Raw genomic sequence first — 24,359 nt, 5'->3', positions numbered from 1 at the left:
GGCGACGGCACCTGGAGTCCCCTCGCGCTCCAGGTGCCGCACCGCTTCCCCAGGTCAGTCCGCCAGTGGCAGGTAGACCCGGTTGCCTCCTGCCGCGAACTCCTCCGACTTGGCGCGCATACCGGCAGCAGCCGCGTCGTCGCTGGTCACGGGCGTGTCGTCGCCGAAGCGCTTTATTATGGTTCTACTAATCTCCATCGAGCAGAACTTCGGGCCTGAGCCACCACATCAACTCTCAAGGAACTGGCAGTTCGATCACAGCGATGCCGTTCTCCTGAGCCACCGCCAGGCGGGTACCGTCGGCGCTCACCGCGGCGACCGGAGTGGGAACGTGGGTGACACCGAAGCTGCCATCCTTCGGACCGACCTTCACCTCCGGCCACTCCGCCAAAACTGCTCCAGTCCCGGTGTCGATCAGGCGCGGGTGGTCGTACAGCGAGACGACCTGGGTCCCCCGGGCCAGCAGAGTCCCGATCGGATAGCCGACGGAACTCCGGTGCAGCCATTGCCGTCCGGAGATCGACCACACACCGAACTGCCTCGGCCCTAGGTTGGACGGCTCCTCATCGTCATCGAGGACTTCATCGTTCGTCGCAAACGCGATCCGGTCGCCGTCCAGCCAACAAGCGGCTGCCACCTCGGCTCCGACACCGGAAGACAGCGGCAGAAGACCATTGCCGTCCAGGACCGCCGGATCCGCAAGGGCATTCGCCAAATCGTAGACACGGGCAATCCCGAACGGGCTCCAGAGCCAGCCCGCCACCAGAAGGTGCCGACCATCCGGGCTGACCGAGAGCCGCGAGTGGAACACGTCTGTCGGTGTACGGTCCCCACTGGTCAGTCTCCGACCCGACTGAAGGTCTTCGATCTCCAGCACGCTGTAACCGTCGGGGCAATGGACAAGGACCTCCCGCCCGTCCGGAAGCCTGCCCAGCGTGACCGGGTAATCGAAGTCGGCGGAATGATAGTAGCTCCGGCCCAGCTCGCGTACGACGCGGGCACCGTCAAGGACCAGCGCCTTGGTTCCGCGTTCCCCGTAGACGACGGCGAATCGACCGGACGGAGAGACCACCGCTTGGTCGAAGGGGAGACCGAAGTTGATCGATGTCGGACATTCAGTCCCGTCGGCCTTCCACCGGCGCCCACCCCCGGCGTGATCCACCAGTTCGTCACCGTCCCAACGGAGCGAGCGCACCATCGCCTTGACGCGTAGGAACTCCACAGCCTCCATGCTTTCCCCTTCACAGCGGACCGAGCCGTACAACGTCCGTGCCGATCAGTGCGTGCCCGGTCCGTCGAAGCCAACGACCACGAGGCACCGCGCCGGGAAGCCCCCTGTTGCCTCCCGGTGCGGTGCCTCCGCCTGCACCCGCTGGTCAGTCAGCCAGCGGGAGGTACACCCGCGCACCGGAGGCCATGAACTCCTCCGATTTGGCCCGCATGCCAGCTTCAACCGCATCATCGCTGGTCACGGACGTGTCGTCGCCGAAGCGCTTTATAATGGTTCGACTAATCTCCATCGAGCAGAACTTCGGTCCGCACATCGAACAGAAGTGCGCGGTCTTGGCCGGCTCGGCCGGGAGGGTCTCGTCGTGGAAGGCGCGTGCCGTCTCCGGGTCGAGGGCCAGGTTGAACTGGTCCTCCCAGCGGAACTCGAAGCGGGCGTCGGAGAGGGCGTCGTCCCAGTCCTGGGCGCCGGGGTGGCCCTTGGCCAGGTCCGCGGCATGGGCGGCGATCTTGTAGGTGATCACCCCGGTCTTCACGTCGTCCCGGTTGGGCAGGCCGAGGTGCTCCTTGGGGGTGACGTAGCAGAGCATCGCCGTCCCCCAGGAGGCGATCATCGCCGCACCGATGCCCGAGGTGATGTGGTCGTAGCCAGGGGCGACATCCGTGGTCAGCGGGCCGAGGGTGTAGAAGGGCGCGTCGTCGCAGATCTCCTGCTGCAGGTCCATGTTCTCGCGGATCTTGTGCATCGGGACGTGCCCGGGGCCCTCGATCATCACCTGGACCTCGTACGAGCGCGCGATCCGACCCAGCTCGCCCAGTGTCCTCAGCTCGGCGAACTGCGCCTCGTCATTGGCGTCCGCGATCGACCCCGGCCGCAGCCCGTCCCCAGCGAGTAGGTGACGTCATAGGCCCGCAGGATCTCGCAGAGCTCCGCGAAGTGGGTGTACAGGAAGTTCTCCTGATGGTGCGCCAGGCACCAGGCCGCCATGATCGAGCCGCCGCGGGAGACGATCCCGGTCTTCCGACGGGCCGTCAGCGGCACGTGCCGGAGCAGCACCCCCGCGTGCACGGTCATGTAGTCGACGCCCTGCTCGCACTGCTCGACCACGGTGTCCCGGTAGACCTCCCAGCTGAGCTCCTCGGCTCGGCCGTCCACCTTCTCCAGCGCCTGGTACAGCGGCACGGTGCCGATCGGGACCGGGGAGTTGCGCAGGATCCACTCCCGGGTGGTGTGGATGTTGCGGCCGGTGGAGAGGTCCATCACGGTGTCGGCCCCCCACCTGGTGGCCCAGGACATCTTCTCCACCTCCTCCTCGATCGAGGAGGTGACCGCCGAGTTGCCGATATTGGCGTTGACCTTCACCAGGAACCGGCTGCCGATCAGCATCGGCTCCACCTCGGGGTGGTTCACATTCACCGGCAGCACCGCCCGCCCGGCCGCGATCTCGGCCCGGACCAGCTCCGGGTCCAGCCCCTCCCGCAGCGCCGCGAACTCCATCTCGGCGGTGACCAGGCCCCGCCGGGCGTAGCCGAGCTGGGTCACCGCCGCGCCGTCGCGGGCCCGGCGCGGACGCCGCGGCCGGCCGGGGAAGACCGCGTCCAGGTTGGCGAGCCCGGCGCCGGTCCCGCCGCGCAGCGCGGTGTGCTTGAGTCCGTCGTCCTCGGGACGGACCTCCCGCCCGTGGTACTCCTCGACGTCGCCGCGCTGGTTGATCCAGCCCTCCCGCAGCGGCGGGAGCCCGCGCCGGACGTCGGCGGTGAAACCGGGGTCGGTGTAGGGCCCGGAGGTGTCGTACAGCGGGAGCGTGCGGCCGTTGGTCAGCTGCACCTCCCGGTAGGGAACCCGCAGGTCGGGGCGCGATTCGGGTCGGGATCCGGAGCGGTACGCCTTGCGCCAGGCGGGGGTGGGGTAGCCCGTGGCAGTGCTGTCGGGGACGGGCACGGGGGCGGGCATGGCGGCAGACTGCTGTGCGTCGTACGTGGTCATCAGACCTACTTCTCCCTACGCCGGCATTACCCGGTCAGGTTCGTGCGGTCGGCGCAAGCAGCTGCCGTACGGAATGGAATCCGTGTACGGCGGTCAGCGCCCTCTCAGCCCGGTGCTCCGAGCTCCCGCGTCTGCAATCGAGATGCCGCCACCGTAGCGAGCCCGCCCCGGCTTGGCCAGAGGGCCTCCCGACCCGCGGCCCGACCCGCGAGGTGATCTGCGACTGTTCCCACTCCCACCTGCCACTCAGCGTTGTCGGGTACCGTGCAGCACTGCGCGCGTCTCCGGAAGGACCCTCTCCGTGGCTGACCACCCCCACGAGCACGGCCACGACAGCGGCCACACCGGTCATACCGGTCACAGCCATGACCACGGTCCGGCCACGCCCGCCTCCCGTCGGCTGCGCCGGATCATCGCCGCCGTGCTGGTCCCCTTCGCCGTCGCGGTGGTGGCCGGGATGGTGCTGATGTGGCCGGGGAAGCTGCCCGCGCACGCCTCCACCGGGCTGGGCTTCGACCAGCCGACGGTCACCGGCACGGTCACCGCGACCAAGGCGGCGCCCTGCGACGCCGGAGCCGCGCCCACCGCGGGGGCCGCCGCCAAGGACGCCTGCACCCTGGTCACCGTCCGGCTCAGCAGCGGCAAGGACGCCGGCACCTCGGTCCAGCAGACGCTCACCCCGGACCAGACCGCCGTCTACAGCGCCGGCGAAAAAGTGATCATGGACTACTCGCCGACCGCCCCGGCCGCCCTGCGGTACTCGGTCAGCGACGCCGACCGCTCCTTCCCGCTGATGATCCTTGCCGGCATCTTCGCCGTCGCCGTGGTCCTGGTCGGACGGCTGCGCGGGCTGGCCGCGCTGGTCGCGCTGGCGATCAGCTTCGGGGTGCTGTCGCTGTTCGTGCTGCCGGCCATCCTCAAGGGCGAGGACCCGCTGCGGGTGGCGGTGATCGGCGGTGGCGCGATCATGTTCCTGGCGCTCTACCTCTGCCACGGCCTGTCCGCCCGCACCTCGGTGGCGGTGATCGGCACCCTCAGCTCGCTGGCACTGATCGGGGTGCTCGGCGAGGTCTTCATCGGGCTGACCCATCTGACCGGCAACACCTCGGACGAGACCTCCCTGGTGCACTCCCTCTTCACCGGGATCAAGCTGCCTGGGCTGCTGCTGGCCGGGGTGATCATCGGCTCGCTGGGCGTGCTCAACGATGTGACGGTCACCCAGGCCTCCTCGGTCTGGGAGCTGCGCGCCGCCGACCCGACCATGGGCGCCCGCGCGCTCTACCGGGCCGGCATCAGGATCGGCCGGGATCATATCGCCTCCACCGTGAACACCCTGGTCATGGCGTACGCGGGGGCGGCGCTGCCGCTGATGCTGCTGTTCTCCATCGCCAACCGGGGCATCTGGACGGTCGCCACCAGCGAGATCGTCGCCGAGGAGATCGTCCGCACCCTGGTCGGCAGCATCGGCCTGATCGCCTCGGTCCCGCTGACCACCGCCCTGGCCGCGCTGGTCGCCTCCCGCGACGGCCGCAAGCCGCTCCCCCAGCAGCGCAGCGCCGCCGTCACCGCGGCCGCCACCACCGCCACCACCGCCATCGCGACCGAGCCGGCCGCAGCGGGCGCCCGCCACCGCCACCGCCGCTGACCGGCGCCGCTGGACTCCCACAGCTGAACCCCCGCACACGCCGAAGGCCCCAGCACCGGTTTCCGGTACTGGGGCCCTGAGCTCACGTCAGGTCAGCGGGACGCCTTCTTCACCAGGATCACGACCGCCGCCCCCAGCGCCACCAGCAGCAGCAGCCGGAAGGCCCAGCCGAAGATCAGGCTGACGATGGCGAAGGCCGCGCCGAGGATGGTGAAGACCAGCCACAGGCCGATGATCACCACGATGGCCGGGACCACGATGTTGCGCATCCATCCGGGGAGCGCCTTCCAGATGCCGTTCATGTTGTCCGTCCTCCCCCACGGGGTGTCCCGGGGCCTCAGGGCCTCGGGCCCGTCCGTTCGTTGCTGTGCCTCGATCGTACGGCCGGACGATGCGCCGTTGGACGGTTGCTACCCCTGAGAAGACCCGGATAAGTCCCGGACCGGGCACCGGGGGTCGCCCTCATCCGACCGGCCAGGTCTCCCGGTTCCAGGCCGCGTCCCAGAACATCCACTCATAGCGCGAGGTCACAGCGAAGTGCTGGACGGCACGGGCCCGTTCGGCGGGGGAGAGCTCCGCGCCGATCCGGTCGGTGAGCTCCAGCACCCGGCGGACCACGCCCTGGAAGGCCTCGTCCCCGTAGCTGTCGATCCAGCGGGCGTAGAGCGGGTCGGGGGAGGAGTCCCGCAGCAGCGCCTCGCCGACCCTGGCGTAGATCCAGTAGCAGGGCAGCACGGCGGCAAGACCCTCGGCGAAGGACCCGCCGTAGACGGTGGCGAGCAGATAGCTGGTGTAGGCCCGCGTGGTCGGCAGCACCTCGGCATCGCCGTCGCCCGCGCCCGCGCCGGCCTCGGCATCGACGCCGCCCAGGTCGCTCATGAACTCGGCGTGCATCCCCTGCTCCGCCGCCAGCGCGCCCACCGCGTCGCCCGCGAAGGCCTGGACGTCCTGCTCGGTGGGGGCCTTGGCGGCGCAGACCGCCAGCGCCCGGGCGTAGTCGCGGAGGTAGTGCGAGTCCTGGACCACGAAGTGGCGGAAGGACGCGCGGGGGAGGGTGCCGTCGGTGAGCCCGCGCAGGAAGGGGTGGTCCAGGATCGCCCGGTAGGTGGCCTCGGCGGAGTCCCAGAGCTGCTGCGAGAAGGAGGTGTCAGTGGCAGTCACGGTGATGGTTCAGCTCTCCGGGGGCGAGAAGACGACGAGCACACGGAGGTCGTCGGTGATGTGGTGGAACCGGTGCGGGACGCCGGCCGGCACGTACACCACGCTGCCGCGGCCGACGGTGGTGGTCTCCTCACCGACCGTGAGGTAGCCCCGCCCGCTGACGACCACGTAGATCTCGTCCTCGGTGTGCGGCTGCTGCGGGTCGAGCGCGCCCTTGTCCAGGGCGTACAGCCCCGCGGACATATTGCGCTCGTTGAGGAAGCGCAGGTACGCGCCGTCGTTGGCGGCCCGCTGGGCGTCCAGGTCGTCCATCCGGAATACCTGCATCGGTGTCCCATCTCCCTGTCGGTCGGCTGGTGTGTTCGGCACCCCGCATTCAACCAGCAGGGAACGCGGGACCGTCAGGGCTTCCGTCCCGGCCCGTACTCCTGCGACGATCACAGCATGTTGCGCTTCCTGGTCAAGACCCTGATCAACGCGGCGGCCATCTGGGTCGCCACCGCTGTCGTCTCCGGCATCAGTCTCACTTCGGCGAACTGGGAGCACCAGACGCTGACGGTGATCCTGGTGGCAGTGATCTTCGGCCTGGTGAACTTCTTCATCAAGCCGCTGGTCAAGCTGTTCTCACTGCCGCTGTTCATCCTCACCCTGGGCCTGATCACCTTTGTGATCAACGCCCTGATGCTGTGGCTGACCTCCTGGGCCTCCGGACAGCTCAAGCTGGACTTCCATGTGGACGGCTTCGTCGCGGCGCTGCTGGGCTCGCTGATCATCAGCATCGTGGCCTGGGCGCTGCACCTGGTCTTCCGCGACGAGGACTGAAACCCCTGTTCAACCCCTGTTCCAGTCGCTTCCGCGGCGCGGTTCAGCCCGCGTTGCGGAAGCGCCCGTCCAGGCTGTCCAGGATCAGCGCCAGCTGCTGCTCCAGTTCGTCCATCGCCTGCTCCTGTCCCAGCGGCAGCACCTGGTCGGTCCGGCCGAGGAACTCGATCAGCGGCAGCGCGGGGGAGTAGAGCACGGCCGTCCCGGCCGGTGAGCTCAGCAGGATCCGCACGTCGGGGAAGTCCGGGTCCTCCCCGGCCACCGGCTCGACCACCACGTCGCCCTCACCGCTGCGGCAGTTGATGCCGTCCAGCAGCAGCTCCCGGCCGAGGATCCAGGTGACCGGTTCGTCGCCGGGCAGGTGGAAGGTGAGCCGGACGGCATAGGGATCGGCCGGGTTGTAGCCCAGCGTCACGTCGACCTCGAAGGCGAGTTCGGGGGAGACCTGGAGCAGCATCACCAGGTGTCCTGCGACCGTGCCCTGCGTGCTCCCGCCGTGGTGAGTGTCCATGTCCGACCCCGTCCTGCTCGTCCCGCCAATGCCTTGCACCTGCACGTCCATCGTCCGATTCGTCCCCGTGCATGCCAAGGGCCGAGATTTCAGATGGTGAAAAAAGGACTGCTCAGCACCTCCCCCACCCGTAGCCGCAGCTGCTCCGCCAGCACCGGCAGCCGCTCGGCCTGCGCGGCCGGGATCGACAGCGCGACCGTGCAGACCGCCGCGCCGAGGGTGATCGGCACCGCCGCGCACACCGTCCCGGCCAGGTACTCCTGCTGCTCCAGCACCGGGCGTCCGGGCTGGTGCAGCTCGAACCGGCGGACCAGCGCGGAGGTGGTGGTGAGGGTGCGCCGGGTCAGCGGCTCCGGGCGGTAGCGGGAGAGGTAGTCGTTGCGCCCCTCCTGGTCCAACTGCCCCAGCAGGCACTGCCCGATCGCGTGGGCGTGCGCGGTGCGGCGGAAGTCCGCCCACTCGTGCACGGCCGGCAGCGCCGAGGTCTCGGCCACGTCCAGCACGGCCAGTTCGCCGTCCTGGAAGGTGGCGAAGTAGACCGGCGCGCCGAGTTCGTCCCGCAGCAGCGCCAGCCGTCTGCGGATCGCGCTGCGCTCCTCCTGCTGCTCGCGGGAGCGCCCCAGGTTCCCGATCGCCGGGCCGTGGATGTAGACGCCCTCGACCCGCTGCAGATATCCCTCATGGGTGAGGGTCCGCAGCAGGTGGTACGTGGTGGGCAGGGGCAGTTCGGCGGCACGCGCCAACTGCTTGGCCGTGGCGCCGGAACTGTACGCGCCGACGGTCTCCAGGAGCCGCAGCGCCCGCTGTACCGAGCCGATCAGGGTGGGCTCGCCTTTGACTGCCACCATCGCAGTTGCCCCCCTATACGGTAAATGACCACCTTCTTAACATCATGCACGCAAAGCTTCGTTTTTGCCTCGATCAGGCGACCGATCCTGACCCCCGCCGTCCGGAGGGGGCAATGCCGGTTCCGACCGGGTTTCACCACCTGCCCCGCGCGGCACACTGCTGGGAACGGACCCCTACCAGGTGCACGGCACGGAGGAATTCATGTCACGTCCGGTGGTCAAACGCACCGCCCGAGCCATCCTCCTGGACAGTGGGCCGCACGGCCCCGAACTGATCGTGATCAAGCGGACCAAGCCCGGCCGCACCCCGTACTGGATCACCCCCGGCGGCTGCGTGGAGCCGAGCGACCCCACCGTGGTGGACGCCCTGCACCGGGAGCTCTCCGAGGAACTGGGCGGCAAGGCCGCGGACGTGGTGCCCGCCTTTGTGGACACCGTCCGCTACACCCACCACGACGACGGCACCCCGGCCCACCCGGACGGGGTGAAGGTGCAGCACTTCTTCGTCTGCCGACTGGAGTCGATGGACCCCTCGCGTCGGCACGGCCCCGAGGTGGACGAGCCCAACGGCGAGTACGACATCGTCCGGCTGCCCTTCACCCGCGAGGGCGTGACCTCGGTGAACGTGGTTCCCGCCTCGCTGCGCGCCTACCTGGCGGCGAACATCGAGGGAATCACCGCCCTGCTCGCCGACGACCTGGGCCCGGTCTGACCCCCACCCCCCACCGGGCCCGGCCCCACCGGCCGCACCCCCCGCCGGGCCCCGGCCGACCGGCTACCCCAGCTCCTCCGGCAGGTCGTGGTGGATCCGGGCGCCGGACACCCCCGCCTCCAGCAGCATCGCCGAGGTCCGCCTGATCATCGCGGCCGGCCCGCTGACATAGGCCTCGTACTCCTCCCACGGTCCGCGTCGGCCGACCACGGCCGGCAGCGTCCCGGTGGGCCCCTCGTCCACCGGGGACCCCTCGGAGACCACGCTGCGCACGGCGAGCCAGGGGTGCCGCCGGGCCAGCTCGACCAGTTGCTCCCTGGCATAGAGGTCCGCCGCGCGCCTGGCCCCGTAGAACACCTCGACGGTACGGCGGCGGCCGTGGGCGGCCACCTCCTCGATCACCGCGAGCAGCGGGGCGATCCCGGTGCCGCCGCCGAGCAGCAGCAGCGGGGTGTCGCTGTCGTGGTCCACCACCATGGTCCCGGCCGGGGGGCCGAGCCGCAGCAGGTCGCCCGGCCGGGTGCGGTGCACCAGGGCGTTGCTGACCCAGCCCGCGGGGACCGCCTTGACCTGCAGCGTCACCAGGCCCTCGGCGTTCGGGGCGGAAGCCATCGAGTAGTGCCTCCAGACCCGGGGCCACATCGGCACCTCCAGGGTGGTGTACTGCCCGGCCCGGTACGGGTACGGCTGGGCGGTGCGCAGCGCGACCACGGCGACGTCGCCCGGCCTGGGCTCCACCGCCAGCACCTCGGCCTGCCACCAGGCCGGGGCCTTGCGGGCGTCGTCCTCGGAGGAGGCGATCATGACCTCGGAGATGGCCCGGTAGATCCGGCGCCAGGCGATCTCGGTCGGCTGGTCCCAGTAGCGTCCGCAGTAACGTTCCAGCGCTGCCAGCAGCGCCTCCCCGACCGGGCCGTAGTGCTCGTTCAGCACCCCGTACTTGCGGTGTCCCCGGGCCAGCCGGTCCAGGTAGGCGCTGAGTGCGGGCGGGTCGTCGGCGGCCTGGCCGGCCGCGAGCAGGGCCCGGAACAGCCGGTCCCGCTGCAGGTCCATGGACGCGGGGAAGAGCGCCCGCAGCTCGGGGTGGCGCAGGAACAGCACCGCGTAGAAGTGCGCGGTGGCCCGGTCCGCGACCGGTTCGAGCACGCCGAGGCTGCGCCGGACCAGGGCGATGTCCGCCGCGGTCGGGCCGGTCGCGGCAGCGTTGGCAGCGGCCAGCGGCAGTACCGCGACCGCCGTCTGCGGCAGCAGTGACGGTGGCGCCACGGGTATCGGCGGCCCGTCCGGCATCGGCGGGAACAGGGTCGGCCGCGGCCCGATCGTGGTCTGGAAGCTGCCCGCGACCGGGAGCGCCGGGAACTGCGGCGGATGCGCGCCCCAGGCCCGGCTCCAGGCGTCGCCGGGACCGGCCCAGTTGAGACCCGGCGCGTCAGTGATCATCGGCGCGTAGGCCGGGCGGACCGGCGGGGCTTCGAGCAGCGGAGCTAGGACCGGCGGAGCTTCGAGCTGGGGCGGTTCCTCCGGCGCGGACTCGACCAGAGCCAGCGGCGGCGGTTGGATCGACGGGGGCGGGGGTGGCGGGGCAACCGGGACCGTTTCCTTGTCCTTTCCCGGCTGCTTGGGTTGCTTGGGCTGCTTCGACTGCCGAATACGCGGCAGGCCGTTTCGATTGAGAGCGCTTCCGATCGACACCTTTCGGTTTCTTCTCCCGTCGTATCAGCGCAGTCCGACAGCGACGATTCGTGCGGCGGCGGCGGGCAGACCTCCTGCCAACCGCAGCCTGGCATGGGCAAACAGCTCATCCCATAAATAGTGAGAAGAATGGGGCGCGCGGGGCACAAACGCGCTACCGTCCGCTGCGCACTCACGCCCCCCACGCCCCGGCCGCGCCCGCGGCTGAGAAGACAGCTCAGCAGCGACTCAGAAAAGACCGTCGAGCTCCAGCATCAGCTTGTGCTTCGCCCGTGCCCCCACCAGCGACTTCACCGGCTCGCCGGCCTGGAAGACGATCAGCGTCGGCATCGAGAGCACCCCGAACGCGGCCTGGGTCTCCGGATTGCTGTCCACGTCGAGCGTCACCACTTTCAACCGCCCCTGCTGCTCCGCGGAGACCTGCGCCAGCACCGGCGCGATCATCCGGCACGGAGGACACCAGTCGGCGGTGAAATCGACCAGGACCGGAATATCCGAGCCGAGGACTTCGGCCGCGAACGTCTCGTCGGTCACCTGCAGAACACCCTCGATGTGCACCATCGCTACTCCTCTGACGCCTGGCTCTGATCGGCTTTCAATTCGCACATGGGTTCAGTCGGATTTTCGCTGGCCGCCTCCAGCTGCGCCCGCAGCAACTGCCCGCTCACCTGCTCCCGCACCGCCTGCAACCGCTGCACGCACTCGTCGATCTCGGCGAGCTTGCGCCGGTAGACCTCCAGCGAGGCCGGGCAGGAGTCGCCCGAGGGATGCCCGGCCCGCAGGCAGTCGACGAACGGCCGGGTCTCCTCCAGCTCGAAGCCGAAGTCCTGGAGCAGCCTGATCTGCCGCAGCAGCCGCAGATCCTCCTCGTCGTACGCGCGGTAGCCGTTCACCGCGCGCCGGGCCGGCAGCAGCCCGCGGGATTCGTAGTACCGCAGCGTGCGGGTGGTCGTCCCCGCCTTCTCCGCCAGCTCCCCGATCCGCATCCGCCGCCCCTTTCGCCGTACCCGTGGGCACGACGTTAGACCTTGACCCTGACGTCAAGGCCAGCGGCGGCTAGGGGCTGTCCGCAGGGCCGGGCCGGACGGCCGCCTCGGCGCTCAGTTGCAGCAGGGCCGGCAGCGTCAGCTCGGCGTAGGTCTCGTTCATCGCCCGCACCAGCGCGGCGGCGTCGTCCGGGTGCTGCGCCAGCCGGGCGTCGAACTCGCGCAGATAGCCCGAGGTGAAGCCGAGCACCTGGTCCGCCCGGTCCGACTGCCCCGGCGCGCGGTGGCCGGCGACCACCCTGGACGCGCCGAGCGCGCGCACCAACTCCAGGTTCGCCAGCCAGTCGGCGCGCTCCCGCGGGGTGGTCTCGGCGGTCCACAGGTGGGTGCCGTTGGAGACCAGGTCCCCGGCGACCACCGTGTCCGCCCCCGGCACATGGATGATGCTGCAGGCCGCGCAGTCGCCCTGGCCCAGCGCCAGCACGTCCAGCTGCGCCCCGTCCACCCGCAGCCGGTGTCCCGGCAGCGGGCCCGGCACCACCGGGGAGGAGGTCAGGTCGTCGCCGAACACCGGCTGCCAGCGGGCGATCCGGTCCAGGGCGGTGGCGATGATCCCCTCGATCACCTCGGGCACGGCGTAGACCGGGGTGCCCGGGAACAGCCGGAGCACCTCCTCGGTGCCGAAGTAGTGGTCCGGATGGGGGTGCGTGATCACGATCGCGATGAGCCTCCGGGCCTTGCCGGCCACCCACTCGGCCAGCTCACCGGCCGCGGCACGGGTCAGCTGGGTGTCGACCAGGACCGCCTCGGTCGGCCCGTAGACCAGCGCGGAGGTGGCGAAGAAGGCGGACTCGGGCCCGGTGAAGACATCGACCTGCAACGCCGCGGCGGCGGACCCGGCGGACCCGGCGGGCGCGGATCCAGCGGGTGTGGTGGGCGCGGGGGACCCGGTGGGTCCGGCCCCGGCAGCCCCGGGCGCGGCCGACCACTGGTCCCCCGTGCCAAGCACGACCCCCTCCAGCACCTCGCCCGAACCCTGACCAGGTTCCTGGCCCGGTCCGGGCCCCTGGCCCTGACCGGAGAGCTGGCCCACCCCCGGCTCCTGGCCCGGTTCGGACCCCGGGTCCGGGCCCACCCCTGGGCCCACCGCCTGGCCCTGCGCAGCAGCCCCCCGCTCGGGCCCGCGCCGCTTGGCCCCGTGCCGCCCCCGCCGCCTGCCCTCGCTTCCCGCCATCGCGCCGCTCCTCCGCTACCGCCGGTAGTCACTCCCCCCAGCATCCGTTCCCATGCCCCGCACCGCCACCGGCGTGACCCACCCGCCCCACCGGATGTCCGATTCGTTCAAGACCGGGCCGGTGCGAGCGCCTAGCGTGGCAGGCATGACTCCACGACTCGATCTGCTCGGCCTGGTCGTCGCCGACATGGCCGCCTCACTCGCCTTCTACCGACGCCTCGGCCTGGACCTCCCGGCCGGAGCCGACAGCGAACCCCATGTCGAGGCCGTGCTCCCGGGCGGCCTGCGGCTGGCCTGGGACACCGTCGAGGTCATCCGCGGCATCGACCCCGGCTGGACGCCCCCGCAGGGCGGCCACCGCACCGCCCTGGCCTTCCGCTGCGACGACCCCGCCGAGGTCGACAAGGTGTACGCGGAGCTGACCGCCGCCGGACACCCCGGGCACCAGGAACCCTGGGACGCCTTCTGGGGCCAGCGCTACGCCGTCGTGCACGACCCCGACGGCAACGCCGTCGACCTCTTCGCCCCCCTCCCGGCCTGACCGTCAGCCGCCCTGCCCCGGACCTGCCCCGGACCTGCCCCTGAGCCGCCCCGGCCCTGCCCCTGAGCCGCCCGCAGGGCCTACCCCGCTGCCAGCAGCTCGCTCAGCGGCAGGCCGGCCAGCGCCCGCACCTCGCGGGCGAGATGCGCCTGGTCGGCGTAGCCGGCCCCGGCCGCCACCCGGGCGAACGGCTCCCCGCCGCGGGCCGCCGCCAGCGCCCGCTCCAGCCGCAGCACCCGGTCCAGCGTCTTCGGCCCGTAGCCGAACAGCTCCAGGCAGCGCCGGCGCAGCTGGCGTTCGCTCAGCGACAGCTCGGCGGAGATCCCGGCCACCCCGACCCCGCGCCGCAGCCCGTCCAGCACCCCGCCGCGGACCGGATCGCGGGTCCAGCCGCCCGCGGCGGCCACCCGCTCCCGGACCAGTGCCTCCAGCGCCGCCGCCGGGTGGTCCGCCTCGGCGACCCGCTCCAGCGCCACCCGGGCCTCCCGGCCCGACCACAGCCCGGCCAGCGGCACCCGGCGGTCCCGCAGCTCCCAGGCGGCCACCCCCAGCACCGGGGCGGCCGTCCCCGAGGCGAACCGCAGCCCGACCGTGGCCTCGCCCGGCACCCGCTCGACCACCTGCGCCACCGTGTCCGGGCCCGCGACCAGCAGTTTCCCCGCGGTCCAGATCAGGTCCATGCAGCCGTCCGGGAGGACCCTGCCGGTCCCGGCGTCCCCCTCGGTCCGCCAGGACCACAGCACCGCTCCCGGAACGGCGCGCGCTGCTCGCTCCCGGTACACAGGTCGATTGTCCCTCGGGGTCCGTCCCTCGGGGTCCGTTCAGGGGCGGCTCAGGGTCATCACCGATATCGGCAGGGCTCCGGCCGCCGCGATGCTTCTTCCATGACCTTCCAGACGACATCTCAGATCCCCAGCACAGCACGGCAGTTGACCGTCACTGGCGGATCCCTCCTGGCCGGTCCGGTGTTCATGGTCGGATACGGCGTGGTCCGGCTGCTCAGCGGGCACCATGCCCCGGGGCCGGCCTGGACCGGAGGACACCTGCTGCTGATCCTCGGCCTGCTCTGCTTCGTCCCGATCGTGCTGCACCTGCGCCGCCTCGCCGCCGAGCTGGGCACCGCCCGCCGACTGACCGCGAACACGGCAGCTGTCGCCACCCTGATCGGCATCTGCTCGGTGCTCGGCCAGGCGGTCGTGGACATCTATGTCGCGTCGGTCTCCACCGACCACGCCGCGATGAACGTCCGCTTCCACCGGTTCCAGAGCCACCCGGGGGTGGAGCCGCTGCTGTACACGGTGCTGCCGCTGTTCTTCTACCTCGGCCTGATCACCCTGACCGCCGTCCTCGCGCTGGGCCGGCCGCGGCTGATCGGCCTGCGGATGCCGGTCCTGGTCCTGCTGGGCACCGTGGTCATGGCCGCCAGCCTGGACCTGCTACCGCTCGGCGGCCTGCTCTTCGCCGCCGCCTTCGGCCCGCTCGGCGCGGCCATGCTCACCGAGGCCAGGACTCCGCGAGCGGCACTCCCCAACGCCACCCCGGCCCGGGTCTGACGCCCCGTCCGGCACCCGTCTGACGCCCCGTCCTCGCGGCGCGGGAGCGCCCGGCGGCAGCCTGGGATTTCCGATCCTAGGGAGAACTCTCCACTCGTAGCGCCGGACGTCCCGTGGAACTCTCGGGCTGTCGGCACCCCGCCGATGCCCCGACCAGCAGCGACCCCGAAGAGGCTCCCGCCATGACCACGTCCGGCACCCACCCCGCCGCCCCCGCCCTTCCCGCTCACGGCAAGGCCGTCGCCTTCTCCGGCTACGGCGACCCCGACGTCCTGCGGCTCACCGAGCTCCCGGTCCCGGTGCCGGGCCCCGGACAGGTCCTGCTGCGGGTGCACGCGGCCGGTGTGAACCCGCTCGACTGGAAGATCCGCCGCGGCTTCATGGCAGCGGTCTTCCCGGTGGCCTTCCCGCACGTCCTCGGCCTCGAGGCGAGCGGCACGGTCGCCGCCACCGGACCGGAGGTGACCGCCTGGAAGGTCGGCGACGAGGTCCTCGGCCCGGTGACCGGCGGCTACGCGGAGTACGCCCTGGCCGACGCCGCCACGCTCGCCGCCAAGCCAGCCGACCTGGACTGGGGGCCCGCGGCCGCGCTGACCGTGGGCGCCGAGGCAGCCACCAGGGCGCTGGGCCACCTCAAGCCGGTACCGGGGGAGACCCTGCTGGTCCACGCCGCCGCCGGAGCGGCCGGCAGCCTCGCCGTTCAGTTCGCGGTCGCCGGCGGCGTCACCGTGATCGGCACCGCCGCCGAGGCCAACCACGACTACCTGCGCTCGCTGGGCGCGATCCCAGTCAGCTACGGCGAGGGCCTGTTCGACCGGGTACGGGCAGCCGCGCCGCAGGGGGTGGACGCGGTCCTGGACGCAGCGGGCCGGGGCGTCCTGGCCGAGTCGGTCGCCCTGGTCGGCGGCCCGGACCGGGTGGTCAGCCTGGTCGACCCGGCCGAGGCCGGCCCGCTCGACGTCCGCTTCACCAGCGGCGGCCCCGCCGAGGACCGCACCCCGGAAGCCCTCACCGCTGCTCTGGCGCTGCACCGGGCCGGCACCCTCTCGCTCCCGGTCCGCGCCGCCCTCCCGCTGGCCGACGCCGAGGAAGCCCACCGGCTCAGCGAGCAGGGCCACGGCCGAGGCAAGATCGTCCTCCTGCCCTGACCACACCCCCGGGACCGGGATCACCCGCCGTCGGCTGGTGCGTCGGCGGGGCCCGCTCCCGCCCCGGCCTGGACGTGGTCGAGCCCTAGCATGGTCGGATGCCGATCGACCGGATCGCCGATCGCGGGATCGGACCCGTGCAACGGGAGACCTATCCCAACGGCATGCGCAAGGCGCGGTACCGCGATCCCGACGGCAACGAGATCGGCTACGGAGGGGCACCGCTCCAGCCGCACTGACCCTCCGACCGGAAGGACCGTACCTGTGACGACGTCGAAGCAGCTCCTGGTCCAGGCCGCCGCCCGCAACAACGCCGAGTGGTGCGCCGCGATGAGCCGTTCGCACGACCTGGCCACCGGGTTCGGGGGCCAGGCCTGGGCCTCCCCGGCCCGCACCCCGCGGTACTACCCGGACGCGGTGACGCTGGTGCCGGGCGCCGACCCGGCGGCGCTGGCGGCGCGGATCGACACCACCGCCCCCGGCGCCTCCGTCAAGGACAGCTTCGCCGACCTCGACCTGACCGGGGCCGGCTTCCAGGTGCTGTTCGAGGCGCAGTGGATCCATCGCCCGGCGGCCGCACCCGCCACCGTCCCGGACCTGTCCTGGGACGTGGCCGACGATCCGGACACCCTCCGCGCCTGGGCCCGGGACAACGGGGACGGCAACGGGGACGGCAACGGGGACGGGGACCTCTTCCGGCCCGGGCTCCTGGACGATCCGGCCGCCTTCCTGCTCGCCGGACACTCCCCCGACGGCCGGGTGACCGCCGGGGCGGTGGCAAGCCGCAGCGAGCGGGTGGTCGGCATCTCCAATGTCTTCGCCCGGGAAGGCGGCCCCGACCTGGCCTGGCCTGTCGTCCTGGACGCGGTGCACCGACTGTTCCCGACCCTGCCGATGGTCGGCTACGAGCACGGCGACGACCTGGCGGCAGCCGTCCGACACGGCTTCGAGCCGGTCGGCCCGCTCCGGATCTGGCTGCACGCACCCGGACGCGGCTCAGCCTCCACCGCGTAGCTCTGCGGCCCCCACCCGTTGCAACGGGTTTCCTACGGGGTGTCAGGACGGCGGCGGGCGAAGAGGATTCCCCCGTGCGAGCTCTCGGCCGAGCTGAGCGTCAGCTGCGCCTCGACCGTGAAGCCGGCCTCGTTTAGCCAGCCGGCCACCCGGTCGGGCCGGCGGCGATGGACGTGGACCTTCATCCGGTGCCCGCCGTAGCCCTGCGTCTTCACCTGCGACTCGTCACCGACGTGGAAGCCGAGCAGCAGCGGACCACCGGGCCGCAGCACGCGCCGGAAGTGCGCGAGGACCGAGCCGATCTCGTCGTCGGGGACGTGGATCAGCGAGTACCAGGCGACCAGGCCGGCCATCGAGGCGTCGGCGAGGTCGAGGTCGGTCATGGAACCGACCTCGAACCGCAGGCCGGGGTGATCACGCCGCGCCACCTCGACCATCGCGGGCGACAGGTCGATCCCCAACGCGTCCACGCCCAGTCCCCGCAGGTGGGCCGTCACCCTCCCCGACCCGCATCCCACGTCCGCCACCGGCCCCTCGCCGTTGCTGCGGACCAGGTCGGCGAACAGCGCCAGGGCCGCGCGTTCGTAGGGAGTCCGCTCCAGGAGGTCCGCCACCTGGTCCGCATAACTGACGGCGACGGTGTCGTAGGACCGCCGGGTGTCCGCCAACCAGCCTTCAGCGCTCATAGCCGGACACGGTAGTTCAAGGAATGACCTCGTTGACACGGTTGTGAGTGTGTGGTCACATAGTAATTGACTGATAACTCACAACGGAGACGCCATGTCGACCCCCGCCAACGACGCCGCCTTCCCGACGGCCGGACCGTTTCGATCCACGGCGGACGCCCGCCGCGCGGTCATCACCTCACGAGCGATCACGGTGTTCGCCCGCGGCGGTTACCGGGCGACGCCGGTCACGGACGTGGCCAAAGCAGCGGGGGTCTCTCCGGCGTATGTGTTCCGGCTCTTCGACGGCAAGCTCGGCCTGTTCCTGGCCGCGTTGGAAAACTGCCACGAGCAGATCCTCGCGGCCATGAACGAGGTCGCGGACCGGATGCCCGCCGACGCGCCCGATGTGGTGCTGTCGGCGATGGGTGATGCCTACGCCGAGCTGATCTCCGACCGCGATCTGTTGATGCTGCAGGTCCATGCCCTGAGCGCGGTCGATGTGCCAGAGATCGCCGCGGCCACTCGGCGGGGGTTGGAGCTGATGATCACCCTCATCCAGGAACGGACCGGGGCCGAGGACTGGGCGGTGCAGCAGTTCATGGCCTACGGCCAGCTCTGCCACCTCATCGTCGCCGTCGGTCTCACCGATGCCGCCGGTCTCACCGATGCCGCCGATTCCGCCGACAGCGGCGGTTCGGGGTCGCGGTGGGCGCGGGTGCTGACCGAGGGGATGGCCCATCCCGCGGCCGACAACGTCGGACCAGGCCCCGAGTCAGTCATCCCATGAATCAGTCGCCCCATGAACCTGCCTGAGCCTCAGTCGACCACCACCCAAGCAAGCCACTCATCTTTGGAGACATGATGATCAACTTCCGTCGCTCCCTCGCCACTGCTGCCGTCATAGGCGTCGCCGCAGCGTCCCTGCTGGCGAGTTCGGCCCAGTCGGCCAGCGCCGCGCCGTCCACCGCGTCCGCGACCGCGACGGCGTCCGCGACGGCGCAACTGTCGAGCCGACCGGGGGAGCAGCAGCGGCGACTGCCGACCATCGCCGTCAACTGGGCCGCAGCGTGGAACAGCGGCGACCCGCAGAGCCTGGCCAACCTGTTCGTCAAGAACGGCGCCCGCTACACCGACCATGCCTTCGACCGCGAATTCCTCGGCCGGGACGGGGTCGCCCAGTGGGTGACGGACACCAACCAGGCCATCCAGGGCACCACCATCAAGGTCGACCATGCGTTCGCCTACGGTGACCTGGTGGTGATCGACTGGACGTTCGGCGGACAGGTGGTCGGAGCGCCCAAGCCGTTCTCCGTGCCCGCCGTCACCGTCCTGCGGACCCGCGGGCACCAGATCGTCACCGACGACGACTACTACAGCAAGGCCGATGTGCTGCGCCAGTCCGGCCTCTCCGGCTGACACACCGCCCCCCGGCCGACGCGCGCGACACCCTTCAGGCACGCGCTTCAGGCCTCCCTTTCGGGCGCCCGCGCCGCCGGCCTCGCGGGGCTCGGCCATCGGTCCGAGCACCGTTCACCCGGATGCCCTCACCGGCCCGGCTCACCGCGTCGGACCGCGACCAGCACCTCGCGCCCTACAGCACGCCACCGGGATCCACCGGCGCCGAGGCGCCGGCCCTGCCGAACGTCCTGGGAGCCGGCGGCGTCGCCGCCTACTGACGCCGCCTACTGACGCCGCCGGCCGAGGACGCAGAACTCATTGCCTTCGGGGTCTGCCAGCACCACCCACGGCTCATCGGCCTGGCCGATGTCGACATGCCGGGCACCGTGCGCCAGCAGCCGGGCCACTTCGGCGTCCTGGTCGTCCGGCCTCAGGTCGAGATGCAGTCGGTTCTTCACCGTCTTGCGCCCGTCGTCCCGGCCGAAGAGCAACCCCGGCAGGCGATCCGGCTCCGGACGGATCTCGATCTCGTCAGCGGCGGAGTCGACCACGACCCAGTCGAGAGCCGCAGCCCACCACTGCCCCAGCGCCACCGGATCCACCGCGTCAATGACTACCTGCTCCCATACCAAGGTCATCCGCTGAGCGTAGACCTGGCGGGGCCTCAGAAACAGGCGTAGCAGGGCCGTCCGATGCCGCTTCGGGTTTCGTGTTGAGGATCTCCCGAGCCTGCTCCGCGGCGCGGATGATGTTCTCGCCGACGAAGTCGATGAAGCGGGCGATGTTCTCCAGGCGGGCGGCGGCCGGGCTGTCGGGGCCGAGGACGCTGAAGCCCTGCCGTGCGGTGACGGCGAGTTCGGCGAGGGATCGGGCGCTGGCCACCGTCGACTGGTAGAAGACGTCGTCGTCGGCGGCATAGCGCTCACGGCGGCGTTCGTCCCGTTCCTTGCGGATGAGGCCCAGGCTCTCCAGGAAGGTGGTCGCCTTGGAGATGGAGGCCGGGCTGACCTGGAGCCGCTGGACGAGTTCGGACGCGGTGAGGCTGCCCGAGTCGGTGGTGTAGAGGCAGGTCAGCACCCGGGACGACATCTTGGGCAGGCCCGACTGCATGAACAGGGTGGTGAAGGTCTCCTCGTACTCGCGCACCGCCTCGGGGTCGCGTCCGTTGGGCTGCGGGGCTGCCTGCGCCCCTCGGGGAGCGGCCTGCCTGCGCCGGGTGGCGCGGTGTTCGGTGGCCCGGTGGGCCAGGTCGGCGCGGTAGGCGGTGGGGCCGCCGTTGCGCATCACCTCGCGGGTGATCGTCGAGGTGGGGCGGTCGAGGCGTCTGGCGATCTCCGCATAGGCGAGGTCGTCGGCCAACCCCAGCCCGATCTGCTGGCGTTCCTGCTGGGTGAGTCTGCCTCCCGGCATCGCGGTCTCCCTTCACGCTTCCCTGATGCCTCCAGCATAGCGTTCACTTCACTCCAATGCAACGCGCGGAGCGCTGGGCGTTGCATTGAAAACATAGCCGTTGCAACAATACTTGTACTTCCAGCTGCGAAAATACAATCCAGAAGCAACAAGCTTATTGCTCGATCTATGAACGCAACGTAGCGTTTGCGTTGTCAGAAACCACAGCGCAAGAAGCGCAGCACAAGGAGAACACCATGCAGAAGTTCGCCACCCCCACCGCGATCTCCGCCGTCCTGGACATCCCCGCCGGACGCATCCAGTTCATCGCCGCCGACCGGGCCGACACCGTGGTCGAGGTCCGGCCCACGGACCCCTCGAAGAGCCGCGACGTGAAGACGGCCGAGCAGACCACGGTCGAGTACGGCAACGGCGTCCTGAAGATCAAGACCGCACCGGCGAAGAACCGGATGCTGGGCTCCGGATCCGTCGAGGTGACCGTCCAGCTGCCGGCCGGCTCCCATGTCGAGGCGAAGGCGGCCTGCGCCGAGTTCCGCGGCGTCGGACGGTTCGGCGACGTCACCTTCGACGGCGCGTACGGCGCACACGGCGCGATCAAGATCGACGAGGCCGCCAGCGCCCGGCTGACCGCCCACGCCGGCGACATCTCGGTCGGCCGGATGGGCGGCCCCGCCGAGATCAGCACCACCAAGGGCGACATCCACATCGCCCAGGCCATGCACGGCACGGTCGTGCTGCAGACCCAGGCCGGCGACGTGTCGGTCAGCGCCACCCGCGGAGTCTCCGCCTCCCTGGACGCCGGCACCACCTACGGCCGGATCCACAACGCGTTCACGGGCACCGACGGCACCGACGGCACCGCCGACCTGACCGTCCGAGCCACCACCGCCCACGGCAACATCACCGCCCGCAGCCTGTGACCACCGCCCGCAGCCTGGAACAAGGAGCACAGCCATCATGACCAACCTGGCCATCGCAGCGAACGGGCTGCGCAAGTCCTACGGCGACAAGGTCGTACTCGACGGCGTCGACCTGGCCGTCCCAGAAGGAACGATCTTCTCCCTGCTCGGCCCGAACGGCGCCGGCAAGACCACCGCCGTCAACATCCTCTCCACCCTGATCTCCGCCGACCCCGGCACCGGCGACATCCACATCGGCGGCCACCACCTGGCCACCGACGCCCAGGCGGTACGCGCCGCGATCGGCGTCACCGGCCAGTTCTCCGCCGTCGACGGCCTGATCACCGGTGAGGAGAACATGCTCCTCATGGCGGACCTGCACCACCTCTCCCGCAGCGAGGGGCGGCGCACCGCCGCCCGGCTGCTGGAGCGCTTCGACCTGGTGGAGGCGGCGAAGAAGCCCGCCTCGACCTACTCCGGCGGCATGAAGCGCCGACTGGACATCGCCATGACACTGGTCGGCAGCCCGCGGATCATCTTCCTCGACGAGCCGACCACCGGCTTGGACCCGCGCGCCCGGCACACCATGTGGCAGATCATCCGCGAACTGGTCACCGACGGCGTCACCGTCTTCCTCACCACCCAGTACCTGGACGAGGCCGACGAGCTCGCCGACCGTATCGCCGTGCTCAACAACGGCAGATTCGCCGCCGAGGGCACCCCCGAGGAACTGAAGCGGCTGATCCCCGGCGGACACGTGCGGCTGCGCTTCACCGACCCGGACGCGTACCAGGGCGCCGCCGGCGCCCTGCGCGAGGTCACCAGGGACGACCTGGCGCTGTCGCTGCGGATCCCCAGCGACGGCAGCCAGCGCGAACTGCGCTCCATCCTCGACCGGCTGGACTCGGCCGGCATCGAGGCGGACGAGCTGACCGTGCACACCCCCGACCTCGACGACGTGTTCTTCGCCCTGACCGGCGACGCCACCATCCCCGCCACCATCCCCACCCCCGCCTCCGCCCCGTTGAAGGAGACCGTCCGATGAGCACCCTGTCCCTGGCCGCCCGCGACTCCTCCACCATGCTGCGCCGCAACCTCCTGCACGCTCGGCGCTACCCCTCGCTCACCCTGAACCTGCTGCTCACCCCGATCATGCTGCTGCTGCTCTTCGTCTACATCTTCGGCAACACCTTCAGCACAGGCATCACCGGCGGCGCCCCGGACCGCTCCGCCTACCTCGCCTACCTCGTCCCGGGCCTGCTGCTGATGACCATCGGCAGCACCGTGATCGGCACCGCGGTCTCCGTCTCCAACGACATGACCGAGGGCATCATCGCCCGCTTCCGCACCATGGCGATCCACCGCCCCTCCATCCTGGTCGGGCACGTCGTCGGCAGCGTGCTGCAGTCGATCGCAAGCGTGGTCCTGGTCGGCGCCGTCGCCGTGGCCATCGGCTTCCGCTCCAAGGACGCCACCGCCCTGGAGTGGCTGGCAGCCCTCGGACTGCTGGTGCTCTTCGCCGTCGCCCTCACCTGGATCGCCGTCGGCATGGGCCTGGTCAGCCCGAACGCCGAAGCCGCCAGCAACAACGCGATGCCGCTGATCCTGCTGCCGCTGCTGTCCAGCGCCTTCACCCCGGTCCACTCCATGCCCGGCTGGTTCCAACCCATCGCCCAGTACCAGCCGTTCACCCCCACCATCGAAACCCTGCGCGGCCTGCTGCTCGGCAGCCCGATCGGCCACAACGGCTGGCTCGCCGTCGCCTGGTGCCTGGCGCTCACCGCCCTCGGCTACTACTGGTCCACCTCGACGTTCAACCGCGACCCGAAATAACCGCCGTGACAACGCGGGGCACCACCCGCACCCCGTCCCACCCCCAGGGCGGCGTACCCCGACACCACGTCGGAGCACGCCGCCCCGTCGGCGTTCACGGCCGCGGACTAACTGGCCCCGGCGCCCTGGGGCGGCAGCGCCGCCACGATCGGATGGTCCGGTCCGAGCGGACCGGGCTTCACCCGACCGCCGGGAGCGCCCAGGTCGGCGAAGAACTCGGCGTTCACGGTGGTGAAGTGCTGCCATTCCTGCGGGGTGTCGTCCTCGAAGAAGATCGCCTCGACCGGGCACACCGGCTCGCAGGCGCCGCAGTCGATGCACTCGTCCGGCTGGATGTAGAGCATGCGCTCCCCCTCGTAGATGCAGTCGAGGGGGCACTCATCGAGGCATGCCCTGTCCTTGACGTCCACACAGGGCAAAGCGATCACAAACGTCATCGAACTGCCGTCCTCTCCGGGTCGTTCCTGTTCCCGTTCGCCGTTCCGACGCAGCCGACCGTAGGACCTCAAGTAATCTTGAGGTCAAGAGGAGGCGTTGCGCATGACGAGCTACCGTCCCGGCGACGTCCGGGCCGCCCCGGACGACTGGCTGAGCATCGGCGAGGTGAGCGCGCGGACCGGGGCGGCCGTCTCCGCCCTGCGGTTCTACGAGGAACTCGGCCTGATCGCGTCCGAACGCGACGACCGCAACCAGCGCCGCTACCCGCGGCACATGCTTCGCCGGGTCGCACTGATCTCGGTGGCGAAGCGGATCGGCATCCCGCTGCAGGACCTCCGGGAGGCGTTCGCCGACGTGCCGCTCGACCGTCCGCCGAGCCACCAGGAGTGGCAGCGCGCCTCCCGCGGCTGGAAGCGCCGGCTGGAGGAGCGCCGGCAGACCATCGAGCGGCTGGAGGCCGAGCTCACCGGATGCATCGGCTGCGGATGCCTCTCCATGAAGGCCTGCGCCCTACTGAACCCCGGCGACGCCCTCGCCGAGGACGGCGCCGGCCCCCGCCGACTGTGACCCGCGGGGCCGGGCAGGTTCGAAAGGGCCTCGCCGACACCGGCGTACGCCACCCCACGGCCCGC

At 71.0% G+C, this 24,359-nt stretch carries 30 protein-coding genes and 2 pseudogenes; 15 read left to right on the top strand and 17 right to left on the bottom strand.

The features are described from left to right. Positions 1-54 precede the first annotated feature (54 nt). The 3 genes and pseudogenes from ACXKR8_RS25915 to thiC form a co-directional block, all read right to left on the bottom strand. A pseudogene (locus ACXKR8_RS25915) lies at positions 55-228 on the bottom strand (phosphomethylpyrimidine synthase ThiC); the annotation flags it as partial. Positions 229-235: 7 nt separating this feature from the next. Next, on the bottom strand, positions 236-1,231 hold the full coding sequence (locus tag ACXKR8_RS25910) for a WD40 repeat domain-containing protein (protein WP_458266977.1): 996 nt from the start codon (positions 1,229-1,231) through the stop codon (positions 236-238). Positions 1,232-1,376: 145 nt separating this feature from the next. After that, a pseudogene (thiC, locus tag ACXKR8_RS25905) lies at positions 1,377-3,214 on the bottom strand (phosphomethylpyrimidine synthase ThiC). A 301-nt stretch (positions 3,215-3,515) separates the two neighbouring features. Between thiC and ACXKR8_RS25900 the strand changes: the two are divergent. After that, positions 3,516-4,859: a YibE/F family protein gene (locus tag ACXKR8_RS25900; protein ID WP_458266975.1), complete on the top strand. Its 1,344-nt coding sequence runs from the start codon at positions 3,516-3,518 to the stop codon at positions 4,857-4,859. Between the two features lie 92 nt (positions 4,860-4,951). Here ACXKR8_RS25900 and ACXKR8_RS25895 read toward each other — a convergent pair whose 3' ends face one another. The 3 genes from ACXKR8_RS25895 to ACXKR8_RS25885 all read right to left on the bottom strand — a co-directional run bounded on the left by ACXKR8_RS25895 (position 4,952) and on the right by ACXKR8_RS25885 (position 6,347). Further along, positions 4,952-5,161 carry a hypothetical protein gene (locus ACXKR8_RS25895; protein ID WP_458266974.1) on the bottom strand — a complete coding sequence of 70 codons (210 nt, stop codon included), beginning with the start codon at positions 5,159-5,161 and terminating at the stop codon, positions 4,952-4,954. 160 nt (positions 5,162-5,321) lie between these two features. Then, entirely contained in the window at positions 5,322-6,020 is a 699-nt protein-coding gene (tenA, locus tag ACXKR8_RS25890; RefSeq protein WP_458266973.1) for a thiaminase II, read from the bottom strand. A gap of 9 nt (positions 6,021-6,029) precedes the next feature. Beyond that, positions 6,030-6,347 carry a cupin domain-containing protein gene (locus tag ACXKR8_RS25885; protein ID WP_458266972.1) on the bottom strand — a complete coding sequence of 106 codons (318 nt, stop codon included), beginning with the start codon at positions 6,345-6,347 and terminating at the stop codon, positions 6,030-6,032. Positions 6,348-6,464: 117 nt separating this feature from the next. Between ACXKR8_RS25885 and ACXKR8_RS25880 the strand changes: the two genes are divergently transcribed. After that, on the top strand, positions 6,465-6,842 hold the full coding sequence (locus tag ACXKR8_RS25880) for a phage holin family protein (RefSeq protein ID WP_458266971.1): 378 nt from the start codon (positions 6,465-6,467) through the stop codon (positions 6,840-6,842). A 43-nt stretch (positions 6,843-6,885) separates the two neighbouring features. On the opposite strand, the gene ACXKR8_RS25875 is transcribed toward ACXKR8_RS25880, so the two are convergent. Together ACXKR8_RS25875 and ACXKR8_RS25870 are read right to left on the bottom strand one after the other, a co-directional pair. Further along, the gene (locus tag ACXKR8_RS25875) at positions 6,886-7,353 is read right to left on the bottom strand and encodes an SsgA family sporulation/cell division regulator (protein WP_458266970.1); all 468 of its coding nucleotides are present in this window, start codon (positions 7,351-7,353) and stop codon (positions 6,886-6,888) included. 89 nt (positions 7,354-7,442) lie between these two features. After that, the gene (locus ACXKR8_RS25870) at positions 7,443-8,201 is read right to left on the bottom strand and encodes an IclR family transcriptional regulator (protein WP_458266969.1); all 759 of its coding nucleotides are present in this window, start codon (positions 8,199-8,201) and stop codon (positions 7,443-7,445) included. A gap of 202 nt (positions 8,202-8,403) precedes the next feature. Here ACXKR8_RS25870 and ACXKR8_RS25865 point away from each other — a divergent pair, with 202 nt between their 5' ends. Continuing rightward, positions 8,404-8,913 carry an NUDIX domain-containing protein gene (locus ACXKR8_RS25865; RefSeq protein ID WP_458266968.1) on the top strand — a complete coding sequence of 170 codons (510 nt, stop codon included), beginning with the start codon at positions 8,404-8,406 and terminating at the stop codon, positions 8,911-8,913. Positions 8,914-8,976: 63 nt separating this feature from the next. Here ACXKR8_RS25865 and ACXKR8_RS25860 read toward each other — a convergent pair whose 3' ends face one another. The 4 genes from ACXKR8_RS25860 to ACXKR8_RS25845 all read right to left on the bottom strand — a co-directional run bounded on the left by ACXKR8_RS25860 (position 8,977) and on the right by ACXKR8_RS25845 (position 12,684). Next, on the bottom strand, positions 8,977-10,605 hold the full coding sequence (locus ACXKR8_RS25860; RefSeq protein WP_458266967.1) for a globin domain-containing protein: 1,629 nt from the start codon (positions 10,603-10,605) through the stop codon (positions 8,977-8,979). Between the two features lie 228 nt (positions 10,606-10,833). Beyond that, a complete protein-coding gene (gene trxA, locus ACXKR8_RS25855) occupies positions 10,834-11,166 on the bottom strand; it encodes a thioredoxin (RefSeq protein WP_458266966.1) in 333 nt (110 codons plus the stop codon). 2 nt (positions 11,167-11,168) lie between these two features. Next, positions 11,169-11,591, bottom strand: a complete 423-nt coding sequence (locus ACXKR8_RS25850) for a MerR family transcriptional regulator (protein WP_458266965.1) — start codon at positions 11,589-11,591, stop codon at positions 11,169-11,171. Positions 11,592-11,661: 70 nt separating this feature from the next. Beyond that, entirely contained in the window at positions 11,662-12,684 is a 1,023-nt protein-coding gene (locus ACXKR8_RS25845; protein ID WP_458266964.1) for an MBL fold metallo-hydrolase, read from the bottom strand. A 286-nt stretch (positions 12,685-12,970) separates the two neighbouring features. Here ACXKR8_RS25845 and ACXKR8_RS25840 point away from each other — a divergent pair, with 286 nt between their 5' ends. After that, a complete protein-coding gene (locus tag ACXKR8_RS25840; RefSeq protein ID WP_458266963.1) occupies positions 12,971-13,366 on the top strand; it encodes a VOC family protein in 396 nt (131 codons plus the stop codon). An 80-nt stretch (positions 13,367-13,446) separates the two neighbouring features. Here ACXKR8_RS25840 and ACXKR8_RS25835 read toward each other — a convergent pair whose 3' ends face one another. Beyond that, a complete protein-coding gene (locus ACXKR8_RS25835; RefSeq protein WP_458266962.1) occupies positions 13,447-14,148 on the bottom strand; it encodes a helix-turn-helix domain-containing protein in 702 nt (233 codons plus the stop codon). Between the two features lie 102 nt (positions 14,149-14,250). Here ACXKR8_RS25835 and ACXKR8_RS25830 point away from each other — a divergent pair, with 102 nt between their 5' ends. The 4 genes from ACXKR8_RS25830 (at position 14,251) to ACXKR8_RS25815 (ending at position 17,081) form a co-directional block, all read left to right on the top strand. After that, a complete protein-coding gene (locus ACXKR8_RS25830) occupies positions 14,251-14,919 on the top strand; it encodes a hypothetical protein (protein WP_458266961.1) in 669 nt (222 codons plus the stop codon). Between the two features lie 182 nt (positions 14,920-15,101). After that, positions 15,102-16,067, top strand: coding sequence for an NADP-dependent oxidoreductase (locus tag ACXKR8_RS25825; protein WP_458266960.1), 966 nt, complete (start codon positions 15,102-15,104; stop codon positions 16,065-16,067). Positions 16,068-16,165: 98 nt separating this feature from the next. Beyond that, a complete protein-coding gene (locus ACXKR8_RS25820; protein WP_458266959.1) occupies positions 16,166-16,306 on the top strand; it encodes a hypothetical protein in 141 nt (46 codons plus the stop codon). A 25-nt stretch (positions 16,307-16,331) separates the two neighbouring features. After that, positions 16,332-17,081, top strand: coding sequence for a hypothetical protein (locus tag ACXKR8_RS25815; RefSeq protein ID WP_458266958.1), 750 nt, complete (start codon positions 16,332-16,334; stop codon positions 17,079-17,081). A 32-nt stretch (positions 17,082-17,113) separates the two neighbouring features. Here the strand turns inward: ACXKR8_RS25815 and ACXKR8_RS25810 are convergent, their stop codons facing one another. After that, a complete protein-coding gene (locus tag ACXKR8_RS25810) occupies positions 17,114-17,767 on the bottom strand; it encodes a class I SAM-dependent DNA methyltransferase (protein WP_458266957.1) in 654 nt (217 codons plus the stop codon). 94 nt (positions 17,768-17,861) lie between these two features. Between ACXKR8_RS25810 and ACXKR8_RS25805 the strand changes: the two genes are divergently transcribed. The 3 genes from ACXKR8_RS25805 (at position 17,862) to ACXKR8_RS25795 (ending at position 19,425) form a co-directional block, all read left to right on the top strand. Further along, a complete protein-coding gene (locus ACXKR8_RS25805) occupies positions 17,862-18,536 on the top strand; it encodes a TetR/AcrR family transcriptional regulator (RefSeq protein WP_458266956.1) in 675 nt (224 codons plus the stop codon). 71 nt (positions 18,537-18,607) lie between these two features. Beyond that, positions 18,608-19,165 carry a nuclear transport factor 2 family protein gene (locus tag ACXKR8_RS25800; protein ID WP_458266955.1) on the top strand — a complete coding sequence of 186 codons (558 nt, stop codon included), beginning with the start codon at positions 18,608-18,610 and terminating at the stop codon, positions 19,163-19,165. A gap of 122 nt (positions 19,166-19,287) precedes the next feature. Next, positions 19,288-19,425 (top strand): hypothetical protein, encoded by a 138-nt coding sequence (locus ACXKR8_RS25795; RefSeq protein ID WP_458266954.1) that lies wholly within the window; start codon positions 19,288-19,290, stop codon positions 19,423-19,425. A gap of 6 nt (positions 19,426-19,431) precedes the next feature. On the opposite strand, the gene ACXKR8_RS25790 is transcribed toward ACXKR8_RS25795, so the two are convergent. Continuing rightward, positions 19,432-19,785 (bottom strand): VOC family protein, encoded by a 354-nt coding sequence (locus ACXKR8_RS25790; protein WP_458266953.1) that lies wholly within the window; start codon positions 19,783-19,785, stop codon positions 19,432-19,434. Then, positions 19,754-20,557, bottom strand: coding sequence for a helix-turn-helix domain-containing protein (locus ACXKR8_RS25785; protein WP_458266952.1), 804 nt, complete (start codon positions 20,555-20,557; stop codon positions 19,754-19,756). Before ACXKR8_RS25785 ends, ACXKR8_RS25790 begins: the two co-directional genes overlap by 32 nt. Before the next feature lie 236 nt (positions 20,558-20,793). On the opposite strand from ACXKR8_RS25785, the gene ACXKR8_RS25780 reads away from it, so the two are divergent. From ACXKR8_RS25780 to ACXKR8_RS25770, 3 genes are read left to right on the top strand one after another with little or no spacing between them, the layout of a single operon-like run. Beyond that, a complete protein-coding gene (locus tag ACXKR8_RS25780) occupies positions 20,794-21,477 on the top strand; it encodes a DUF4097 family beta strand repeat-containing protein (protein WP_458266951.1) in 684 nt (227 codons plus the stop codon). Positions 21,478-21,514: 37 nt separating this feature from the next. Next, positions 21,515-22,501, top strand: a complete 987-nt coding sequence (locus ACXKR8_RS25775) for an ATP-binding cassette domain-containing protein (protein ID WP_458266950.1) — start codon at positions 21,515-21,517, stop codon at positions 22,499-22,501. Continuing rightward, positions 22,498-23,289, top strand: a complete 792-nt coding sequence (locus ACXKR8_RS25770; protein WP_458266949.1) for an ABC transporter permease — start codon at positions 22,498-22,500, stop codon at positions 23,287-23,289. The genes ACXKR8_RS25775 and ACXKR8_RS25770 overlap by 4 nt, the downstream gene beginning before the upstream one ends. Positions 23,290-23,396: 107 nt before the next feature. Here the strand turns inward: ACXKR8_RS25770 and fdxA are convergent, their stop codons facing one another. Beyond that, a complete protein-coding gene (gene fdxA / locus ACXKR8_RS25765) occupies positions 23,397-23,726 on the bottom strand; it encodes a ferredoxin (protein WP_458266948.1) in 330 nt (109 codons plus the stop codon). A 103-nt stretch (positions 23,727-23,829) separates the two neighbouring features. On the opposite strand from fdxA, the gene soxR reads away from it, so the two are divergent. Next, positions 23,830-24,294: a redox-sensitive transcriptional activator SoxR gene (gene soxR / locus ACXKR8_RS25760; protein ID WP_458266947.1), complete on the top strand. Its 465-nt coding sequence runs from the start codon at positions 23,830-23,832 to the stop codon at positions 24,292-24,294. The last annotated feature ends 65 nt before the right edge of the window (positions 24,295-24,359 follow it).

It is taken from the genome of Streptacidiphilus sp. PAMC 29251, from assembly GCF_054208735.2.
Note: the sequence above shows the minus strand (reverse complement) of the source record. Positions and strands in the feature narration are given on the sequence as shown.

Coding starts and splice junctions, on each gene's coding strand:
- ACXKR8_RS25895 (WP_458266974.1), bottom strand. CDS start 5,161: ATGAACGGCATCTGGAAGGCGCTCCCCGGATGGATGCGCAACATCGTG.
- soxR (WP_458266947.1), top strand. CDS start 23,830: ATGACGAGCTACCGTCCCGGCGACGTCCGGGCCGCCCCGGACGACTGG.
- ACXKR8_RS25880 (WP_458266971.1), top strand. CDS start 6,465: ATGTTGCGCTTCCTGGTCAAGACCCTGATCAACGCGGCGGCCATCTGG.
- ACXKR8_RS25875 (WP_458266970.1), bottom strand. CDS start 7,353: ATGGACACTCACCACGGCGGGAGCACGCAGGGCACGGTCGCAGGACAC.
- trxA (WP_458266966.1), bottom strand. CDS start 11,166: ATGGTGCACATCGAGGGTGTTCTGCAGGTGACCGACGAGACGTTCGCG.
- fdxA (WP_458266948.1), bottom strand. CDS start 23,726: ATGACGTTTGTGATCGCTTTGCCCTGTGTGGACGTCAAGGACAGGGCA.
- ACXKR8_RS25870 (WP_458266969.1), bottom strand. CDS start 8,201: ATGGTGGCAGTCAAAGGCGAGCCCACCCTGATCGGCTCGGTACAGCGG.
- ACXKR8_RS25800 (WP_458266955.1), top strand. CDS start 18,608: ATGATGATCAACTTCCGTCGCTCCCTCGCCACTGCTGCCGTCATAGGC.
- ACXKR8_RS25825 (WP_458266960.1), top strand. CDS start 15,102: ATGACCACGTCCGGCACCCACCCCGCCGCCCCCGCCCTTCCCGCTCAC.
- ACXKR8_RS25805 (WP_458266956.1), top strand. CDS start 17,862: ATGTCGACCCCCGCCAACGACGCCGCCTTCCCGACGGCCGGACCGTTT.
- ACXKR8_RS25810 (WP_458266957.1), bottom strand. CDS start 17,767: ATGAGCGCTGAAGGCTGGTTGGCGGACACCCGGCGGTCCTACGACACC.
- ACXKR8_RS25850 (WP_458266965.1), bottom strand. CDS start 11,591: ATGCGGATCGGGGAGCTGGCGGAGAAGGCGGGGACGACCACCCGCACG.
- ACXKR8_RS25790 (WP_458266953.1), bottom strand. CDS start 19,785: ATGACCTTGGTATGGGAGCAGGTAGTCATTGACGCGGTGGATCCGGTG.
- ACXKR8_RS25785 (WP_458266952.1), bottom strand. CDS start 20,557: ATGCCGGGAGGCAGACTCACCCAGCAGGAACGCCAGCAGATCGGGCTG.
- ACXKR8_RS25795 (WP_458266954.1), top strand. CDS start 19,288: ATGCCCTCACCGGCCCGGCTCACCGCGTCGGACCGCGACCAGCACCTC.
- ACXKR8_RS25840 (WP_458266963.1), top strand. CDS start 12,971: ATGACTCCACGACTCGATCTGCTCGGCCTGGTCGTCGCCGACATGGCC.
- ACXKR8_RS25865 (WP_458266968.1), top strand. CDS start 8,404: ATGTCACGTCCGGTGGTCAAACGCACCGCCCGAGCCATCCTCCTGGAC.
- ACXKR8_RS25885 (WP_458266972.1), bottom strand. CDS start 6,347: ATGCAGGTATTCCGGATGGACGACCTGGACGCCCAGCGGGCCGCCAAC.
- ACXKR8_RS25830 (WP_458266961.1), top strand. CDS start 14,251: ATGACCTTCCAGACGACATCTCAGATCCCCAGCACAGCACGGCAGTTG.
- ACXKR8_RS25780 (WP_458266951.1), top strand. CDS start 20,794: ATGCAGAAGTTCGCCACCCCCACCGCGATCTCCGCCGTCCTGGACATC.
- ACXKR8_RS25910 (WP_458266977.1), bottom strand. CDS start 1,231: ATGGAGGCTGTGGAGTTCCTACGCGTCAAGGCGATGGTGCGCTCGCTC.
- ACXKR8_RS25770 (WP_458266949.1), top strand. CDS start 22,498: ATGAGCACCCTGTCCCTGGCCGCCCGCGACTCCTCCACCATGCTGCGC.
- ACXKR8_RS25775 (WP_458266950.1), top strand. CDS start 21,515: ATGACCAACCTGGCCATCGCAGCGAACGGGCTGCGCAAGTCCTACGGC.
- ACXKR8_RS25820 (WP_458266959.1), top strand. CDS start 16,166: ATGCCGATCGACCGGATCGCCGATCGCGGGATCGGACCCGTGCAACGG.